The sequence below is a fragment of the Streptomyces sp. NPDC014864 genome, from assembly GCF_043081525.1.
In the GTDB taxonomy this organism is placed as follows: Bacteria; Actinomycetota; Actinomycetes; order Streptomycetales; family Streptomycetaceae; genus Streptomyces.
In genome coordinates this window covers 790,394-808,571 of record NZ_JBIBWT010000001.1, presented here as the reverse complement: position 1 = coordinate 808,571, position 18,178 = coordinate 790,394, and the positions used below count along the sequence as shown (strand labels likewise).

At 72.9% G+C, this 18,178-nt stretch carries 16 protein-coding genes; 11 read left to right on the top strand and 5 right to left on the bottom strand.

Annotation, left to right across the window (positions count from 1 at the left end):
- Positions 1–326: 326 nt before the first annotated feature.
- Positions 327–1,058: a hypothetical protein gene (locus ACF1A5_RS03815; protein WP_392191166.1), complete on the bottom strand. Its 732-nt coding sequence runs from the start codon at positions 1,056–1,058 to the stop codon at positions 327–329.
- Positions 1,059–1,378: 320 nt separating this feature from the next.
- Between ACF1A5_RS03815 and ACF1A5_RS03810 the strand changes: the two genes are divergently transcribed.
- Positions 1,379–3,136, top strand: a complete 1,758-nt coding sequence (locus tag ACF1A5_RS03810) for a beta-ketoacyl-[acyl-carrier-protein] synthase family protein (RefSeq protein WP_392191165.1) — start codon at positions 1,379–1,381, stop codon at positions 3,134–3,136.
- Positions 3,137–3,196: 60 nt separating this feature from the next.
- On the opposite strand, the gene ACF1A5_RS03805 is transcribed toward ACF1A5_RS03810, so the two are convergent.
- A complete protein-coding gene (locus ACF1A5_RS03805; protein WP_392191164.1) occupies positions 3,197–4,261 on the bottom strand; it encodes a Ku protein in 1,065 nt (354 codons plus the stop codon).
- A gap of 73 nt (positions 4,262–4,334) precedes the next feature.
- On the opposite strand from ACF1A5_RS03805, the gene ligD reads away from it, so the two are divergent.
- A complete protein-coding gene (gene ligD, locus ACF1A5_RS03800; RefSeq protein WP_392191163.1) occupies positions 4,335–5,216 on the top strand; it encodes a non-homologous end-joining DNA ligase in 882 nt (293 codons plus the stop codon).
- Between the two features lie 96 nt (positions 5,217–5,312).
- Here ligD and ACF1A5_RS03795 read toward each other — a convergent pair whose 3' ends face one another.
- Positions 5,313–6,116: a nuclease-related domain-containing protein gene (locus ACF1A5_RS03795; protein ID WP_392191162.1), complete on the bottom strand. Its 804-nt coding sequence runs from the start codon at positions 6,114–6,116 to the stop codon at positions 5,313–5,315.
- A gap of 98 nt (positions 6,117–6,214) precedes the next feature.
- On the opposite strand from ACF1A5_RS03795, the gene ACF1A5_RS03790 reads away from it, so the two are divergent.
- From ACF1A5_RS03790 to ACF1A5_RS03770, 5 genes are all read left to right on the top strand, one after another.
- Positions 6,215–6,721, top strand: coding sequence for a dual specificity protein phosphatase family protein (locus ACF1A5_RS03790; RefSeq protein ID WP_392191161.1), 507 nt, complete (start codon positions 6,215–6,217; stop codon positions 6,719–6,721).
- A 226-nt stretch (positions 6,722–6,947) separates the two neighbouring features.
- Positions 6,948–7,790 carry a hypothetical protein gene (locus ACF1A5_RS03785; protein WP_392191160.1) on the top strand — a complete coding sequence of 281 codons (843 nt, stop codon included), beginning with the start codon at positions 6,948–6,950 and terminating at the stop codon, positions 7,788–7,790.
- The gene (locus ACF1A5_RS03780; protein WP_392191159.1) at positions 7,787–9,172 is read left to right on the top strand and encodes an ATP-binding protein; all 1,386 of its coding nucleotides are present in this window, start codon (positions 7,787–7,789) and stop codon (positions 9,170–9,172) included. Before ACF1A5_RS03785 ends, ACF1A5_RS03780 begins: the two co-directional genes overlap by 4 nt.
- 215 nt (positions 9,173–9,387) lie before the next feature.
- A complete protein-coding gene (locus ACF1A5_RS03775; protein WP_392191158.1) occupies positions 9,388–10,749 on the top strand; it encodes an FtsW/RodA/SpoVE family cell cycle protein in 1,362 nt (453 codons plus the stop codon).
- 19 nt (positions 10,750–10,768) lie between these two features.
- Positions 10,769–12,238, top strand: coding sequence for a penicillin-binding transpeptidase domain-containing protein (locus ACF1A5_RS03770; protein WP_392191157.1), 1,470 nt, complete (start codon positions 10,769–10,771; stop codon positions 12,236–12,238).
- Positions 12,239–12,411: 173 nt separating this feature from the next.
- On the opposite strand, the gene ACF1A5_RS03765 is transcribed toward ACF1A5_RS03770, so the two are convergent.
- Entirely contained in the window at positions 12,412–13,524 is a 1,113-nt protein-coding gene (locus ACF1A5_RS03765) for a ferritin-like domain-containing protein (protein WP_392191156.1), read from the bottom strand.
- Positions 13,525–13,649: 125 nt separating this feature from the next.
- Between ACF1A5_RS03765 and ACF1A5_RS03760 the strand changes: the two genes are divergently transcribed.
- From ACF1A5_RS03760 to ACF1A5_RS03745, 4 genes are all read left to right on the top strand, one after another.
- Entirely contained in the window at positions 13,650–14,588 is a 939-nt protein-coding gene (locus tag ACF1A5_RS03760; protein WP_392191155.1) for a diiron oxygenase, read from the top strand.
- 83 nt (positions 14,589–14,671) lie between these two features.
- Positions 14,672–15,328: a TetR/AcrR family transcriptional regulator gene (locus ACF1A5_RS03755; RefSeq protein WP_392191154.1), complete on the top strand. Its 657-nt coding sequence runs from the start codon at positions 14,672–14,674 to the stop codon at positions 15,326–15,328.
- Positions 15,329–15,338: 10 nt separating this feature from the next.
- A complete protein-coding gene (locus tag ACF1A5_RS03750; RefSeq protein ID WP_392191153.1) occupies positions 15,339–15,665 on the top strand; it encodes a hypothetical protein in 327 nt (108 codons plus the stop codon).
- 102 nt (positions 15,666–15,767) lie between these two features.
- Positions 15,768–16,916, top strand: a complete 1,149-nt coding sequence (locus ACF1A5_RS03745; protein WP_392191152.1) for a C40 family peptidase — start codon at positions 15,768–15,770, stop codon at positions 16,914–16,916.
- Here the strand turns inward: ACF1A5_RS03745 and ACF1A5_RS03740 are convergent.
- Positions 16,880–18,142 carry a styrene monooxygenase/indole monooxygenase family protein gene (locus ACF1A5_RS03740; protein WP_392191151.1) on the bottom strand — a complete coding sequence of 421 codons (1,263 nt, stop codon included), beginning with the start codon at positions 18,140–18,142 and terminating at the stop codon, positions 16,880–16,882. The two genes, ACF1A5_RS03745 and ACF1A5_RS03740, sit on opposite strands and share 37 nt — an antisense overlap.
- Positions 18,143–18,178 lie beyond the last annotated feature (36 nt).

Here is an 18,178-nt window from a genome sequence, read left to right as displayed (position 1 = left end):
TGGAGAGGTGCAGGCGAGAGTCGAACTCGCATTCGGCGGCGGTCGTCCGTACTCGGTCGATCCGGCGATCGGTGGCGGATGCTGAAGCTGGAGCGAGAGTCTGAGTCTGACGGCGGCTGCCTCTACCGGTTGGGCCACCCCGGCCCGTACGTGGGCGTGCTGTGCCGGGGGGAGGATTCGAACCTCCACTGTCACCGCTGACTTCAGGCTGAACCTCAGTTTCAGCTTGCGCTCGGGGCGCGGGCCGGTCCTCAATCCGGCCTCTGCCCGGTGCGCACCCCCGCGCTCGCACACGGGGGCGATTCAGAAGCTGCCTTCCTCCGGCCTCAGCCGAACAGGTAGCCGAACACCGCGTCGCCGACCCGGTGGTCGGTGACCTCGGCGCCATTGGCCTCCTCGCGGGCGAACTTGACCGCCTGCTGGAGCTTCTCGACCCGTTCCAGCAGTTCGTTCACCCGCCTCGCGGGGAGTGCTCCGGAGAACTTCACCGTGGTCCAGTAGCCGATGGCCACGTCCTCGTAGTACACCTCGACCTGCGCCGGGTGCTTCTCGGTCGCCTCCGCCTTCACGTGGTTGCGCGGGACCTTCTTCGTGCGGATCGTGCGGACCGGGTCCGTCTTCCACCAGTCCGTCGACGGGTCGAGCGACCAGGACTCGGCCGCGTCCAGGACGGGGAGCTTCTTGACGAAGGTGTGCAGGTCCGTGAGCTGCTTCTCCAGGAACAGCAGGTAGCTGACCGGGACTTCCGCGACGACGGTCCTTCCGTCGACGGTCACGTCCGCGCGGGCCGCGCAGTTCGCCCAGTCCTTCGTGGCGGTCACGTCGAACAGGCGCGTCAGCGACGCGGACATCTCCCGCAGGATCTCCTCGGCCTTGACCTGGACGCGGGTCGACTCGGGCGGCAACTGCTCGCCCTCCTCGTCCTTGGGCTGGTACGTCCGCGAGATGCCGGCCAGCAGCGCGGGCTTCTGCACCTTGTGGTGGGCCGCGGTGATGTCCTGGAGCGACTTGCTCTTGACACCCTTTTCCACGGCGATGATCTGATTGAGCTTCGCCACGTCTCCCCCTTCGAACAGCATGGGCAACATAGCCCGGCACGGCGTCTCGTCTCGCTTCATTTTTCGCTGGTCGCCGTCGCGGACGTGGCGGGGCTCACACGCGTCGCCCACTTCGCGTGAGCTGTCGCACATCGGGGCGGAGCTTCTCGCTCAAGTCGGCGGCTGTTCATGGGCGTTGCGGGTATTCGTACACCCGTCCTGTTTGGGACCCATATCTATTTCCATGGTTTTTCGGGCCTTCGCCCCTTTCACTCGTGATGGTCCGCCATACGCCACTTCGCGCCACAGGAAGCTGTACAGATATGCCCCATTCGCCCGACATGCCAGAAGTGCCCCTCGCTCCCCACGCAGTTAGCGCCGCCGAGGTCGTCCCCGGCGATCTGGTCGCCCTCTCGCCACAGGACGTGGAGCGGCGGCGGTGGTGTGCCGTGATGCACACGCTGCCCGAGTCGCCCGAGACGATTCGCGTGACCCTGCGGCCGCCACTCGGGGGCGTGGACCGGGAGGAGGTCCTGGAGCGGGGGCAACAGGTGGTCGTCGCCTCCCGGCGGGTGGACGTGGAGGGCGTTCCGTCCGTGTCGTCGCCGCGGCTCGACGAGGTCGTGTTCCGGGACGGGGACCGGGTGAGCCGGCTGCGGGCGGTGGATCCGCAGGGCGTCGAGGAGACGTACGTACGCCGGTGGGGCGTATGGCACCGGGATCTCGACTCCGGCAGCGGTGAGACCGTCTCCGACGCCGAGGTGCGGGGGTGGGCCGCGGGCGCCGATCGGGAGGGGTACGTCGTACGGCATCACGCGCGGCCGACCCGCGAGCCCTCGGGGGCCGGGCCGCGGCGGGTCGTCGTGACCGGCCTCGGGGCGCTCACGCCGCTCGGTGTCGGGGCGGGCGAGCTGTGGCGGGGGCTGCTCGACGGACGGCACGGGATACGGGAGTTGACCGGGGAGGAGTTCGCGGAGCTGCCGGTGCGGGTGGCCGGGGTGGTGCCCGTGGACCCCGCCGGGCTGCTGCCCCGTGCGGCCGCGCGGCGGATGAACCGGGCCGCCCAGTTCGCCGTGCTCGCGGCCCGGGAGGCGTGGGCCGACGCCGGCTTCGCCGACGGCGGGACCCGGGAGAGCGGACTCGATCCCGAGCGGGTCGGGGTCAGCCTCGGCGCCATCCTCGGGGACGCCTCCGTGCTGGTCGGCGGGGACCGCCGGCTGCGGGACAAGGGGCCCCGAGGGGTGTCCCCGCTCACCACGCCCATGACCGTGCCCTCGCAGGCCTCCTCACAGGTCTCGCTCGACCTGCACATCACCGGTGAGGCCCGGACCGTGACCAGCGCCTGCGCCTCCGGGACCGAGGCCATCGGGCAGGCCATCGACCGCATACGGTACGGCCGCGTCGACGTCGCCCTCGCGGGCGGCGCCGAGGCGGTCGTCACGCCGGCGATCATGGCTTCGTTCGCCGCGATGCGGGCTCTGTCCGACCACGGTCTTGAGGACGGCACCTCGCCGTCGCGGCCCTTCGCCAAGGACCGGGACGGGTTCGTCAACGGGGAAGGGGCCGGTCTGCTCGTGCTGGAGGCCGAGGAGCACGCCCGGGCCCGCGGTGCCCGGATCTACTGCGAGGCCGCCGGATGGGGGCTGTCCGCCGACGCGCATCACATGGCCGCGCCCGACCCGTCGGGAAGCGGGGTCGCGCTGGCGCTGCGGCGGGCGCTGCGGGACGCGGGCGGGCACGTCGTCGATGTCGTGCACGTCAACGCGCACGCCACCGCCACCGTGGAGGGGGATCTGGCCGAGGCCGGTGCGCTGCGGGCCGTGCTCGGGCGGCGCGGGGTGCCGGTGACCGCGCTCAAGGGGCACCTCGGGCACCTTCAGGGGGCCGCAGGTGGTGTCGAGGCGGTCGCGGCGGCGCTCACCCTGCACCACGGGCTGGTGCCGCCGACCGTGGGGTGCGCCGAGGTCGACGAGGAGATCGCGCTCGACGTGGTCACGGGGGCGGCGCGCAGGCTGCCCGGGGACGGGGATCTCGTGCTGAGCAATTCGTTCGGGTTCGGCGGGCACAACGCGGTGTTGGCGCTGCGGCGCGTCCGGTAGCACGTCCCGCACGCGCAGGACGGAGGGGTCGGGGTCCGCCCAGGCGTGCCCCCGCCCCGCTCACGCCGTCCGTTTGCGGGCCGCCGTCTTCTTGGCCGGCGTCTTCTTGGCCGCGGTCTTGCCGGAGGCGGACGTCTTCTTCGATTCCTGGGATCGGGCCGACTTCGCCGCCGTCTTCTTCGCGGACGCGGACTTCTTCGCCGCCGTCTTCTTCGTGGTGGAGGCCGACTTCCGGCCGGCCGGTTCCTTCGGGGTGGCGCGGGCCGTCTTGCCACGCGGGAGGTGCCGGACCTCGGCCTTCTCCCCCGCCTCCGCACCCGCCTGCTCCGGGGCCTGCTCCACCTCCTCCCCGCGGGACTCCCGGGCAGCGCGGACACTGCTCTCCAGGGCGGCCATCAGGTCGAGGACCTTGCCGCCGCGGGCGGGTTCGGGGGCCTCGGGAATCGCCTCGCCGGAGACCTTGGCCGCGATGACCTCCTCCAGCGCCTCGCGGTACTCGTCGTGCAGGTCCTCCAGGTCCACCTCGCCCAGGGTGTCCATCAGGGCGTCCGCCAGGTCCAGCTCCTTGTCGCGGACGGTGACGTCGGTGTCCGGGGCCACTCCCTCGGGGGCACGGATCTCGTCGGGCCAGAGCAGGCCGTGCATGGCGATGACGTCGTCCACCACGCGCAGCATCCCCAGACGCTCGCGGCCGCGCAGGGCGAACTTGGCGATGGCGACCTTCCGGCTGCGCTTGAGGGCCTCGCGCAGCAGGGTGTACGGCTTGGCGGCCGGGGCTCCGCTCGCGGCCAGGTAGTACGCGTTCTCCATCTGGAGTGGGTCGATCCGCTCGGCCGGGACGAAGGCCACGATGTCGATCGTCCGTGCGGTCGGCAGCGGCAGATGGGCCAGGTCCTCTTCGGTGATCGGGATGATCGTGCCGTCCGCCTCCTCGTAGCCCTTGCCGATCTCCCCCTGGGTGACCTCGCGGTCCTCCAGCTCGCAGACCTTGCGGTAGCGGATGCGGCCGCCGTCCTCGGTGTGGATCTGGCGGAAGGAGACGGTGTGACTCTCGGTGGCGTTCACCAGCTTGATCGGGATGCTGACCAGGCCGAACGAGATGGCGCCGTTCCAGATGGATCGCACGTGCAGCACCTTCCCCATCACTTCGGACATCGCTCGAAAACGGTTCGTCACGATTTCGTGGTTTTCTTATCGTATGGCGCCGATCACGGAGGTGGAGGGGCGACGGCTCGCGCTCAGCAACCTGGACAAGGTGCTGTATCCGGCGACCGGGACCACCAAGGGCGAGGTGCTGCACTACTATGCGACGGTCGCCGGTGTCCTGCTCCCCCATCTGCGGGACCGGCCGCTGTCCTTCCTGCGGTATCCGGACGGCCCGGACGGGGAGGTGTTCTTCGTCAAGAACGTGCCCGCGGGTACGCCCGAGTGGGTCACCACCGCCGAGGTGCCCCGCTCGGAGGGCCCGGCCCGGATGGTGCTGGTGCAGGACCTGCCCAGTCTCATGTGGGCGGCCAATCTGGTGACCGAGTTCCACACGCCGCAGTGGGTGATCCAGGCGCCGGGGCAGGCCGACCGGCTGGTGTTCGACCTCGACCCCGGGCCGCCGGCGGACATGGTGGACTGCTGCCGGGTGGCGCTGTGGCTGCGGGAGCGGCTGGCCCGGGACGGGATCGAGGCGTACGCCAAGACGTCCGGGTCGAAGGGCCTGCATCTCCTGGCCGCGGTGCGGGACGCGTCGAGCGAGCGGACGTCGGAGTACGCCAAGGGGCTGGCCGTGGAGGCGGAGCAGGCCATGCCGCGACTGGTGCTGCACCGGATGACCCGGAGTCTGCGGCCCGGCAAGGTCTTCGTCGACTGGAGCCAGAACGCCGCGCGGAAGACGACGGCGGCCCCCTACACCCTGCGGGCGCGGGCCGAGCCGCTGGTCTCGGCGCCGCTCACCTGGGAGGAGGTCGAGGCGTGCCGGGTGCCCCGGGCGCTGGAGTTCCGGGCCGACGACCTCGCGCCCCGGGTGCGGGACCACGGGGACCTGCTGGCTCCGCTGCTGGACGGCGGGCGCGCCCGTCCGCTGCCCTGAAGGCCGCCGAAGGCCGCTCCTGTCAGCCGCGGAAGACTGCTGAAGGCCGTTCCTGACGGCCGCTGAAGGCCGCCGGGGGTGCCGCCCGGGGCTCGGTCAGACCTTTCCCCAGGTCCGCCGGTCGCGGGCCATGGCGTGCAGGCCCTCCACGTCCGCCGGTTTGAGGACGCCGCCCAGGCGGGCCAGGCCGGGCAGTTCCGTGTCCCGCAGGACGCGGACGTCGCGGGGCGGGGCGGTGACGCGCAGGTCGGCGGGGCCGGTGAGGGCCAGGAGGGCGTGGACCTCGGCGGTGAGGGCGTAGGAGGCGCGGTCGGCCTCGGCGCGGATGCGGCGCAGCAGTGGTTCCGGCTCGTGGCGGCTCAGCGTGACCATGGGGTCGGCGACCTGGACCCGCTGCTTGCGGGCGTTCAGGGTGTGGACGGCGAAGAGGCCGCCGGGGCCGATCGCCAGGTGGTGGATGCGGCCGCCGCCGGGCAGCGGGATCGAGTGCAGGGTGTGCCAGCCGGCGCCGTCCAGGCGGTCCAGGGCCTCGCCGACCGTCTGCTCGGCGGCGAGCGCCCGGCGGCGCGGGTCCGGGCGGAGGCGGTGCGCGGGGCCCGGGTCCCGGTCGAGGGCGATCAGCAGCGCCTCGCCGGGGCGGTTGGGCGCGAGGTCGTCGTCGGGATGCAGGCTCAGCCGCGCCAGCTCGGCCGGGTTGGGCACCGGGGGCGGGCCCACCGTGACCGGGCCGGTCAGGAAGGGGCCGAGGGCCTCCAGTACGTCGTCGCGGTGGCTCTCGCCGAGCAGGTTGACCCGGGCGGCCTCACGGTCGTACCAGGCGACGTTGCTGCCGTCGGCGCGGCAGACGTACAGCCGTTCCTGTCCGTGGCGCCAGGTCGGTATGACGCGCAGTCCACTCATGCACCATCACCCCACGACCATGGGAACAGGCGGGGTGCTCCAGGGGCAAGAACCCGGCTACCTTTGAGAGCGGTGGGGAGGGCATCTGGGAGGCGTCGTTGCGGACCCGAGGGAAGCAACCCGACGTACCGGCTCCGGGCAGTCCGTGGAGCGAGATCGTGCCCGGCCTCTGGATGGGCGGACACGAGTTCGAGGGGCGCTCCGGGGCGCGGCAGTTCGCCGTCGTGCGGGACGAGTTCGATCTGGTGCAGACCCTGCTCAGGCTGCCGGGACACGGACCGGATCCGGGGGTCGAGCACCATGTGTGGCCGATCCCGGACGGACCGCTGGACGGCACCCAGCTCGCGGGTGTCATAAGGCTGGCGCGGGCCGCCGGTGACGCGCTGGACGACGGCCGCCGGGTCCTGGTCCGCTGCTTCCACGGGTACAACCGCTCGGGTCTGGTCGTCGCGCACGCGCTGATCCGGCGGGGGCGCTCCGCCGAGGAGGCGATCCGGCTGGTCCGGGCCCGCCGCTCCCCCTGGGCGCTGCACAACGACCTGTTCGTCGCCTATCTGCGGGCGGGGCTGCCGACGGCCCGATTACTGGAGGAGCTGGCCGAGTAATCGTTTCGTCGGAAGATGCGTAAGGTGTGCCCGGCACATGATCGGTGTGCGCCCGGCGCGCGGGCGGGACCGCCCGGCGCGTCACCGGCTCGCGCTCGGCATGTGCCCGCTACCGCTCGGCGCGGACCCGGCATCGCCCGGCATGTGCCCGGCGCGGCGCACGCACCCGGGGGCCGGCCGCCGGCGTCCATCGGGTGAAGCAGAAGGACTTCCCGACCGGAGCGCAGTGTTTTCCAGACGTCCCGCCCTCGTCACCGCCCTCGTCGGCCTGCTGCTGGCCACGGCGGCGGGCTGTGGCGACGCCGGCGGGCTGCGGGGCGCGGGCCCGACGCCCACCGCGGTCAGCCCCGCCCGGCTGTGGCCCTCGCTGACCCCGGCCGCGAGTCCCGCCTGGCCGTACGACGAACTCCAGATCGAGACGGTGAAGGGCGTCACGGCGCCCGGGGACGACACCCGCGAGGTGGACCCGGTTGCCGTCGTACGCGCCGAGGTCGCCGCGCACCCGGGCGACTACCGCGGCGGCAAGGCGCCCTACCGCGACACGGCCGCCCGGCTGGCGGACTGCGCGGGCGGCCGGGACCGGGCCCGGTGTCCGGTGCTGCGGGCGTACTACCGCGACCTGACCGGTGACGGGCGCGAGGACATGACGCTGGGCTTCCGCCTGTACCCGACCAACCAGACGGCGGTGCGCGTCTACACCTTCGAGGGGCACCGGCTGAAGCAGGTCTTCGCCAACGACGACGCGGTGATCGGCGTGGAGCTGGCCGGACGGGCGGTGATCATCCGCTCGCCCGCCGGGATCGCCGGGTACGAGTACCGCACGACGTGGTCGTGGGACCCGGAGCAGCGGGCCATGGTGTTCTCGCGCGACGAGTTCCTGCGCACCGGCCGCCCCGCCCGGCGCAAGCCCGCGCCCGCGCGCAGCGAGGGGGCCTCGGGCTCCGCCGGGCCGGCCTCGCCGGAGACCGCCGGTCCAGGGGCGTCCTCCGGACCGCCCCTGCCGGAGGAGTCCGGCTCGGCGGCCGCCTCGCCCCGTCCGTCGGCCACGCCCTCCGCGAGTCTGCGGTGAGGCTGGTGCTGCCCCGCTGGGCCGGGGCGCTCGCCGTGAAGGCCGCGGCCTTCATCACGGTCATGTCCTGCGGGCTCGCCGCGCTGCTCGGCGTGCTCGTGCACGTCTCGGTGACCGACCAGACCGTCGGCCGGGCCAGGACGCTGGCGCTGTCCCGGCTGCGGGACGCCACCAGCGCCTTCGAGGCCGGGGACACCCTGCCGCCGGGCGCCGGTGTCGATCCCGCGGGCCTGCCCGGGTCGCTGCGGAGGCTCGCCGCGGGCGGGGAACGCGGCACGATGGTCGACCGGCACGACGGTCGGCCGACGATGTGGGCGGCGGGGCCCGCCGACCACGGACGGACGCTGGCCGTCGAGGTCGACTACGCGCAGAACGCGCGCACCATCGCGGGCCTGGACCGGGCGATCCTGTGGTCGTCGGGACTGGCGATCGGGGCGACCCTGCTGGTGGGCGCGTTCGCGGTGACCCGGGTGACCCGGCGGCTGCACGCGACGGCCCGGGTCGCCCGGCGGATCAGCGCGGGCGACCTGGACGCGCGGGTGCACGACCCCCGGACGAAGGACCCGACGCGCCCGCAGGACGAGGTGGCCGCGGTCGCCGCCGCGCTGGACTCGATGGCGTCGTCGCTGCAGGGCAAGCTGCTGGCCGAGCAGCGGTTCACCGCGGACGTCGCGCACGAGCTGCGCACCCCGCTGACCGGTCTGCACGCGGCGGCCGAGCTGCTGCCGCCGGGGCGCCCGACGGAGCTGGTGCGCGACCGGGTGGCCGCACTGCGCACCCTCACCGAGGACCTGCTGGAGATCTCGCGCCTGGACACCGGGCGGGAGCGGCTGGACCTCGACACGGAGCGGCTGGGCGCGCTGGCGGAGCGGGTGGTACGTGCCACGGCGCCCGCGGCGGAAGCGGGGGGAGCGGCGGCAGCCGCTGAGGCCGGGGCCCATACCGGGAACACTGGGGCCCGTGCGGGCACGGACACCGGGTCCGGCGTCACCGTGCGCATCCTGCGGGACGTGTGCGTGGAGACCGATCGGCGGCGGCTGGAGCGGGTGCTCGGCAACCTGGTGGCCAACGCGCACCGGCACGGACGGCCGCCGGTGGTGCTGACCGTGGACGGGCCGGTCGTGACCGTGCGGGACCACGGGGACGGCTATCCCGCGTACCTCGTGGCGCACGGCCCGCAACGCTTCCGCACCGAGGGCGGCGCGACGGGGCACGGCCTCGGGCTGACGATCGCGCTGGGTCAGGCGGAGGTGCTGGGCGCCCGGCTGGAGTTCGCCGACGCCCCTGACGGCGGGGCGGTGGCGACCCTGACGCTGCCTCACCGGCCGCCGGGGACCGACGGATCGGAGACCGGGGGCGCCGTCCCCGATGGCGCAGTGTGACGGGCGGCCGGACCCCGGCGCTCCTAGGGTGGCGGTGAGCCGGACTCGCCCGTCCCGTGCGGGCCTACCCACCTCGGGCGGAGGTACCCCGTGCCCCTGCGCGGACCGCACCCGGGCACGGGGTCCGGTGCGTTCGAGCCCCACCCCCGGGGACGCGCCACGCTGGCGCCCACCGCTGCGGCCGACCGGAAGCGACTTTTGGGTAGGTTCCGGACATGACCAAGGCCGGAACCACCGTGGCCACGGCGGACCCGCCCGCGCCCACCGTCCGCCTCCCCCGGCGCCGCGGCGTCGAACTCTCCCTCATCGTCCTGGCCGTCCTGCTGTCCGTGTACGGCTACTGCGCGGTCGGCCTCGCCCGGTCCGGCACGGTCCCGCCCGGCGCCGCCGGCTACGGCGCCGGACTCGGCGTGCTGGCGCTGCTCGCGCACGGCGCGGTCCGGCTGCGGGCCCCGTACGCCGACCCACTCCTGCTGCCCATCGGCGTGCTGCTGAACGGTCTGGGCCTGGTGCTCATCTACCGGCTCGACCTGGAGACACCGGGCGACGAGGCCGCGCCCGTCCAACTGGTGTGGTCCACGCTGGGCGTGGCGCTGTTCATCCTCGTGGTGCTGATGCTGCGCGACCATCGCTGGCTCCAGCGCTACGCGTACGTCTGCGTGGTCGCCGCGCTCGCGCTGCTCACCCTGCCGATCCTCTTCCCTGCGGTGAACGGCGCCCGCATCTGGATCCGGATCGGCGGCTTCTCGATCCAGCCGGGCGAGTTCGCCAAGGTGCTCCTGGCGGTGTTCTTCGCCGCGTACCTGGCCGCCAACCGCAGCGCGCTCGCCTTCGCGGGCCGCCGCGTGGGGCCGCTGCAACTGCCCACCGGGCGCGTGCTCGGCCCGGTCCTGGCGATCTGGCTGCTGAGCGTCGTCGTCCTGGTCCTGGAGCGGGACCTCGGCACCTCGCTGCTGTTCTTCGGCCTGTTCGTCGTCCTGCTCTACGTCGCCACCGGCCGCACCGGCTGGATCGCGCTGGGGCTGCTGCTGGCCGTGGCGGGGGCGGTCGCCGTCGGCCGGCTGGAGCCGCATGTGCACAGCCGTGTCGAGGACTGGCTGCACCCCTTCGCCTCCATCGAGGCGGGCGTGGGCCCCAACCAGGTGACCCAGTCGCTGTTCTCGTTCGCGGCGGGCGGGCTGCTCGGCACCGGGCTCGGCCTCGGCCACTCGGTCCTCATCGGCTTCGCGACCAAGTCGGACTTCATCCTGGCCACCGCGGGCGAGGAGCTGGGCCTGGCGGGGCTGTCCGGGCTCTTCCTGCTGTACGGGCTGCTCGTGGAGCGCGGTTTCCGGGCGGGCCTCGCCCTGCGCGATCCCTTCGGCCGGCTGCTCGCGGTCGGGCTCGCCTCGATCGTGGCGCTGCAGGTGTTCGTGATCGCGGGCGGGGTGACGGGGCTGATCCCGCTGACCGGCATGGCGATGCCGTTCCTGGCGCAGGGCGGCTCGTCGGTCGTCACCAACTGGTCGATCGTGGCGCTGCTGATCCGGGTGAGCCATGTGGCGCGCCGCCAGTACGACGGCCGGGTCGCCCCGTGAACCGCGAGGAGGGCGCGCCGTGAGCCGGTACATCCGCCATGCCGCCGCCTTCTGCGTCCTGCTGCTCGTGGCGCTGCTGGTGAACACGGCCTGGCTGCAACTGTTCCGGGCGCCGTCGTTCGAGGAGAATCCCTTCAACCGCCGTTCCTCGATCGCCCGTTACGGGCAGCCCCGCGGGCAGATCCTGGTCGGCGGCCGCCCGGTCACCGGCTCCCGGGACACCGGCGAGCAACTCCGCTACGAACGGACTTATGTGGCAGGGCCGTTGTACGCGCCGGTCACCGGGTTCGCCTCGCAGCGGTACGGGACGACCTTCCTGGAGCACGCCGAGGACGGGGTGCTCGCCGGCACCGATCCGATGCTCTCGGCGTTCCCGCTGTGGAACGACTTCACGCGGTCCCTCCCCCCGGGCGGCAACGTGGTCACGACGCTGAACCCGGCCGCCCAGCGGGCCGCGTTCGAGGGGCTGGGGACGCGCCGGGGCGCGGTCGCGGCGATCGAGCCGGCCACCGGCCGGATCCTGGCGCTGGTCTCCGCCCCGTCGTACGACCCGGCGGAGCTGTCCGGCAACGGGCCCACGGTGACGGCGGCGTGGGCGCGGCTGAACGCCGACCCGGAGAAGCCGATGCTCAACCGGGCGGTGCGCCAGACGTATCCGCCGGGGTCGACGTTCAAGGTGGTCACCGCCGCGGCGGCGCTGGACGCGGGGGTGGTGACCGACCTCGACGCGCGGACCCGCTCGCCCGACCCGTACACCCTGCCCGGCACCAGGACCCGGCTGGCGAACGAGGCGGACGACTGCCGTGACGCCTCGCTGCGCCATGCCTTCGAGTGGTCGTGCAACACCGTGTTCGCGAAGCTGGGGGTGGAGGTCGGCGTCCACGACATGCGGTCGACGGCGCGGGCCTTCGGCTTCAACGACAAGGGGATCAGGATCCCGTTCTCGGTCGCGCCGAGCAGTTTCGACTCCCAGGTGGACCGGGCGCAGCTGGCGCTGTCGTCGATCGGGCAGTACAACACGCGGGCCACGCCGCTGCAGATGGCGATGGTGGCGGCGGCGGTCGCCAACGGCGGCCAGCTGCGGACGCCGTATCTGGTGGAGCGGACGACGCGCCGCGGCGGGGGCACGGTGTCCGCGGCCGGGTCTCGGCCGGCGCGGCAGGTGATGCTGCCGATGACGGCCGTGCGGCTGCAGGAGCTGATGGCCGACGTGGTCGCCGAGGGCACCGGCACGAACGCGGCGATCCCGGGTGCCACGGTGGGCGGCAAGACCGGCACCGCCCAGCACGGCCTCGGCAACTCCGGTACGCCGTACGCCTGGTTCGTGTCCTGGGCGCGGGGCGACGGGGACGTGGACGCGCGGGTCGCGGTAGCCGTGGTGGTGGAGGACGCGTCGGCGCGGCGCGGGGACATCAGCGGGGGCGGGACGGCGGCGCCGATCGCCAAGCGGGTGATGCAGGCGGTGCTGCACAGCCGGCCGAAGCGCTGACACCCGCCGCGCACGGACACCCGCCGCGGCACTTACGCACACCGCGGCACCGACGCCCACCGCGGCGCGAGCACCCGCCGGCGGTGGCTCCCGGCGGGTGTGCGCGGGCCGGGGTGCGTGGGCCGAGGGTGCGTCGGCCGGGGGTGCGTGGGCCGGGGGTGCGTGGGCCGGGTTCAGCCGCCGAGGCGTTGGCCCTGTTCGATGGCGTCCGTCACCTCCGCGACCCGTTCCCGCTCCTCCGCCGCGAAGCGTTCCGCGTCGAGTTGCTCCGCGATCTCCTCGTCCTGGGCCATCAGCAGGTCGAGGTTGGAGTCGCCCATCTCGAAGACGCCCATGTCGACGTAGGCCTGCTGGAGGCGCTTGCCCCACAGGCCGATGTCCTTGACGCAGGGGACGATGCGGCTGAACAGCAGCCGGCGGAAGAGCTGCAGGAACTCGGAGCGCTCGCTCAGCTCCTCGGCCTCCGCCTTCGGGATGCCGAAGTTCTCCAGCACCTCGACGCCGCGCAGCCGGTCGCGCATCAGGTAGCAGCCCTCGATGACGAACTCCTCGCGCTCGCGGAGTTCGGCGTCGGTGAGCTCCTTGTAGTAGTCGCGCAGCGCCATGCGGCCGAAGGCCACGTGCCGGGCCTCGTCCTGCATGACGTAGGCCAGGATCTGCTTGGGCAGGGGCTTGGTGGTGGTGTCCCGGATCATGCCGAAGGCGGCCAGGGCCAGGCCCTCGATGAGGACCTGCATCCCCAGGTACGGCATGTCCCAGCGGCTGTCGCGCAGGGTGTCGCCGAGCAGGGACTGGAGGTCGTCGTTGATCGGGTAGAGCATCCCGATCTTCTCGTGCAGGAAGCGGCCGTAGATCTCGGCGTGCCGGGCCTCGTCCATCGTCTGGGTCGCCGAGTAGAACTTCGCGTCCAGGTCGGGGACGGACTCCACGATGCGGGCGGCGCAGATCATCGCGCCCTGCTCGCCGTGCAGGAACTGGCTGAACTGCCAGGAGGCGTAGTGCCGGCGCAGCTCCCCCTTCTCCCGCTCGGTCATCTTGTCCCAGTACGGCGTCCCGTAGAGGGTCATCGACTCCTCGGGGGTGCCGAGGGCGTCGTAGGGATCGACCTCCAGGTCCCAGTCGATCCGCTTCTGCCCGTCCCACTGCTTGTCCTTGCCCTTCTGGTACAGGGCGAGCAGCCGGTCGCGGCCGTCGTCGTACTCCCAGCTGAAGCGGGCCGCGCCGGTCGCCGGCACCTGCCAGTTGGGGTCACCCGGGTCCTTCGCGTACAGGTCGTAGGTCGGCATACCTCGCAGGCTCACACGTAGACGCCGGGTCAACAAGTCATGTGCAAGGGATTGACGGCCTTGCTGACAAGCAGTCTCATAAGAGTCGGAGAACATGTGACCCCGGGTAACGAGGTGGGACAGCCATGACGACCGTGACGGAAGCCGACGCGCTCGCAGGTCTGCGCGACGCGCTCGGCCTGCTCAAGGACCGGGAGCAGGTGGCCGAGCGGCTGCTCGACTCTTCCGCCAAGCACTCCTTCGACCCGGACAAGGAGCTGGACTGGGACGCGCCCTTCGAGGAGGGCAAGTGGTTCTGGCCGCCGGAGCTCGTCTCGCTGTACGACACGCCGCTGTGGAAGCGGATGGGCGAGGAGCAGCGGATCCTGCTCTCCCAGCACGAGGCGGCCGCGCTGGCCTCGCTCGGCATCTGGTTCGAGCTGATCCTCATGCAGCTCCTGGTCCGGCACATCTACGACAAGGCGGCCACGAGCGCGCACGTGCGGTACGCCCTGACGGAGATCGAGGACGAGTGCCGGCACTCCAAGATGTTCGCCCGGGTGATCGCGCGCGGCGGGACGCCCTGGTACCCCGTGAGCCGGGCGCACCAGAACCTGGGGCGCCTGTTCAAGACGATCTCCACGACCCCCGGGTCCTTCACGGCCACGCTGCTCGGCGAGGAGGTCCTGGACTGGATGCAGCGGCTGACCTTCCCGGACGAGCGGGTGCAGCCGCTGATCCGGGGCGTCACGCGGATCCACGTCGTGGAGGAGGCCCGCCATGTGCGGTACGCCCGTGAGGAGCTGCGGCGCCAGATGGTGACGGCGCCGAAGTGGTCCCAGGAGTTCACCCGGGTCACTTCCGGCGAGTTCGCCCGCGTGTTCTCGGTCGCCTTCGTGAACCCCGAGGTCTACACGAACGTGGGCCTGGACAAGCGGGAGGCGATGGCGCAGGTCAAGGCGAGCGGCCACCGGCGTGAGGTGATGCAGACGGGGTCCAAGCGGCTCACGGACTTCCTGGACGACATCGGCGTGCTGCGCGGGGTCGGGCGGCGGCTGTGGAAGTCGTCCGGGCTGCTGGCCTGAAGCGCCGCCCCACGACCCCGGCGCCGGCCACCGGGGGCGTGCGTGCCGTACGGGGTGCGGGGTCAGCGATTACGCTGCGGTTCATGACCCCGCAGGCCCCCACCCCCGCCTACCGCAGACTCAGCGTCGAGGAACGCCGGGCCCAGCTCCTCGACGCCGCGCTGTCCCTGTTCGCGCACCGGGTGCCCGAGGACGTCTCGCTGGACGACGTGGCGGAGGCTGCCGGGGTCTCGCGCCCGCTGGTGTACCGGTACTTCCCCGGCGGCAAGCAGCAGCTGTACGAGGCCGCGCTGCGCTCCGCGGCGGAGGAGCTCCAGCACTGCTTCGACGAGCCCCGCGAGGGCCCGGTCAAGCCCCGTCTGGCCCGCGCCCTGGACCGCTACCTGACCTTCGTCGACGAGCACGACGCCGGTTTCAGCGCGCTGCTCCAGGGCGGCAGCGTGGTGGAGACGTCCCGGACGACCGCGATCGTGGACGGCGTGCGGCGGGCCGCGGCCGAGCACATCTTCCGGCACCTCGGCGTCGCCGCGCCGGGCCCGCGGCTGCGGATGACCGTACGGATGTGGATCACGGCCGTGGAGGCCGCCTCGCTGATCTGGCTGGACGAGGAGAAGCAGCCGCCCGTCGGCGAGTTGCGGGACTGGCTGGTGGAGCAGTTCGTGGCGGTGATGACGGTGACCGCGGCCCGGGACGCCCAGACCGCGGCGCTGGTGGCCGCCCTGGCGTCGGCGGATGGCTGACACTGGTGCCGTGAAGAGTCAGGACACCCCCTTCGAGGGCGGGCCCATGGACGGCCGGGTGCTGCCCGTGCTGGTCGGGCCCACCGGCCACCCGCCCAAGACGTACCGCATCCCGGTCCCGGACGCCGCGGGCGGGCCGCCCACCGTGCTCGTCTACCGCCGGGTGCCCCGCGGTCACAGCAGGCGGCTGGGGATCACCCAGGGCTGGAAGTACCTGTTCGACCCGGCGGGCGGCCGGGGTGGGCGCCCGCGGTGGCCGTGGTCGAAGCCGCGTCCGTCGGGGGGCAGCCAACCGGACACCACGGCCGGCCGCAGCCCGGGTGACACTCAGGAGTGACCGTGTTGAGCCGTTTCGCGTACATCTGACCTAAAGTCATCTCATCCGTCGCATGCTCACGGTGCGGAGCGGAAGGCCCGCTTGCGCAGCGGAGGTGATGACGTGTCAAGAAGCGTGCCGCGTCTGGTGTGCGTCGCGGCGGTGGCGGCCCAGGCCGCCCTCGTCCCGGTGTCGGCCACGGCCGCGCCGCAGCCGCCGAATGCCGGACAGCGTTCTGCGGCGGCGATGCTGACGGACTTTCAGCGGCTCTACGGGCAGGCCGAGAAGGCCGCCCGGACCTACCGCACCACCGCCGGGCAGCTGGCGAAAGAGCGCGCCAGGGCCGACCGGCTGGACGCCGCGCTGACGCGCGCCCGGCGCTCCCTGCACGACAGCCGCGGGGCGGCCGGACGGCTCGCCCGGCAGCAGTACCAGGGCACCACTGGTCTCTCCCCCTACCTACGGCTGCTGCTGGCGCGCGATCCGCAGCACGCGCTGGAGGAGGGGCATGTGATCGGGCAGCTGGCGCGGGAGCGGGCCGGGACGGTGGGCCGGCTGACCGCCGACGAGAAACGGGCGGACGACCTGGCCGCCCAGGCGCGCAAGGCGCTCGCCGCGCGGACCGCCCTGGCGACGCGGCAGCAGAAGGCCCGGGACGAGGTGCGCAACCGGCTGCACGACGTCGAGAAGCTGCTGGCCTCGCTCACCGCCGAACAGCTCAAGGCGCTGGCCGAGTCCGAGGCGAACGGGGTCACCGCGGCGCAGCAGAGGCTGCTGGCGTCCGGCGCGCTCGGCGCCGACACCCCGCCGAGCCAGGAGGGCGAGCAGGCCGTGCGCTACGCGGTGCGCCAGCTCGGCAAGCCGTACCAGTGGGGCGCGGCGGGACCCTCGGCGTACGACTGCTCGGGGCTGACCTCACGGGCCTGGGGCGCCGCGGGCACCGCGATCCCGCGCACCAGCCAGGAGCAGTGGGCCCGCCTGAAGCGCATCCCGCTGACGGAGCTGCGGCCCGGCGACCTGGTGATCTACTTCCCCGAGGCCACGCACGTGGCGCTCTACCTCGGCGACGGCAGGGTGGTGCAGGCGCCGCGGCCCGGCACCAGGGTGAAGGTGTCGCCCGTCGCGGCCAATCCGGTGCTCGGGGCGGTGCGGCCCGACCCGGACGGGGAGCCCCTGCGGCGGTACGCGCCGCCGGAGCTCCCCGCGGATGCCCTGAAGGGGTCGGACCAGGGGTACTACGCGGCGCTCGCGCCGGAGACCTCCGCCAGGTAGGCCTGGGTCATGGCCGGGTCGTAGAAGAAGTTCTCGAAGTCGGCCGGGTCGTTGAAGGCGTTGGCGAAGCGGTCGGCGACCGGCTGGAGCTGGCCGGCGGCGCCGATGAGGTTGAGGATGTGCTCGGGCGGCGGGGCGAGCATCGCGTTCGTCCACTTGGTGACGTGCTGGGCGGTGGCCCAGTAGCGGTCGAAGGTGCGCTGCATCCACTCCTCGTCGAAGGGCTTGTCGCCCTGTTCGAGGATGGAGGCGAGGTAGGCGGCCGCGCACTTGGACGCCGAGTTGGAGCCCTGGCCGGTGATCGGGTCGTTGGCGACGACGACGTCCGCGACGCCGAGGACCAGGCCGCCGCCGGGCAGCCGGCCGATCGGCTTGCGCACGGTCGGGGCGTAGCGGCCGGCGAGCGTGCCGCCCGCGTCGGTCAGCTCGACCTTGGTGGCCCGCGCGTACTCCCAGGGCAGGAACTTCTCCATGAGCCGCAGGGTCAGGGAGAGGTGCTCGGCCGGGTCCTTGACGCCGTTGAAGACGTCGAGCGGGCCGCCGGGGATGCCCTCCCAGAAGAGGATGTCGGCGCGGCCGGAGACGGTGTACGTCGGCATCACGAACATCTCGCCGACTCCGGGGACCAGGTTGCAGCGGACCGCGTCGAACTCCGGGTGCTCCGGGCGCGGTCCCAGCCCGTGCACGTAGGACACCGCGAGGGCGCGCTGCGGCTCGCTGTACGGGGAGCGGGAGGCGTCGCGCTCGAACATCGACACCAGCTCGCCCTTGCCCGCCGAGACGAGGACGAGGTCGTAGGCGCGGGCGAAGTAGTCGAGGTCGCCGACGGCCGCGCCGTGGATGACGAGCTGGCCGCCGCGCTGCGCGAAGGTCTCCATCCAGCCGGCCATCTTCACCCGCTGGTCGACCGACTGCGCGTACCCGTCGAGCCGTCCCACCCAGTCGATCGCGCGCTGCGAGGGACCCGGGTCGAAGGAGCCGGGGGCGGCGACCGAGACGCCGAGCCCCTCGATCTTCGGGGCCTGGGACTCCCAGAAGTTCAGCTGCAGGTCGCGCTCGTGCTGCAGTGCCGTGTGGAACATGCACTGCGTCGACATGACGCGGCCGGCGCGGATCTCGTCCGCGGTCCGGTTGGACATCAGGGTGACCTCGTACCCGTGCGACTGGAGGCCGAGGGCGAGTTGGAGGCCGGACTGACCGGCCCCCACGACGAGTATCTTCCGCATGCGGGGGTGTCTCCTAAAGCTGACTTCCGGACTGCT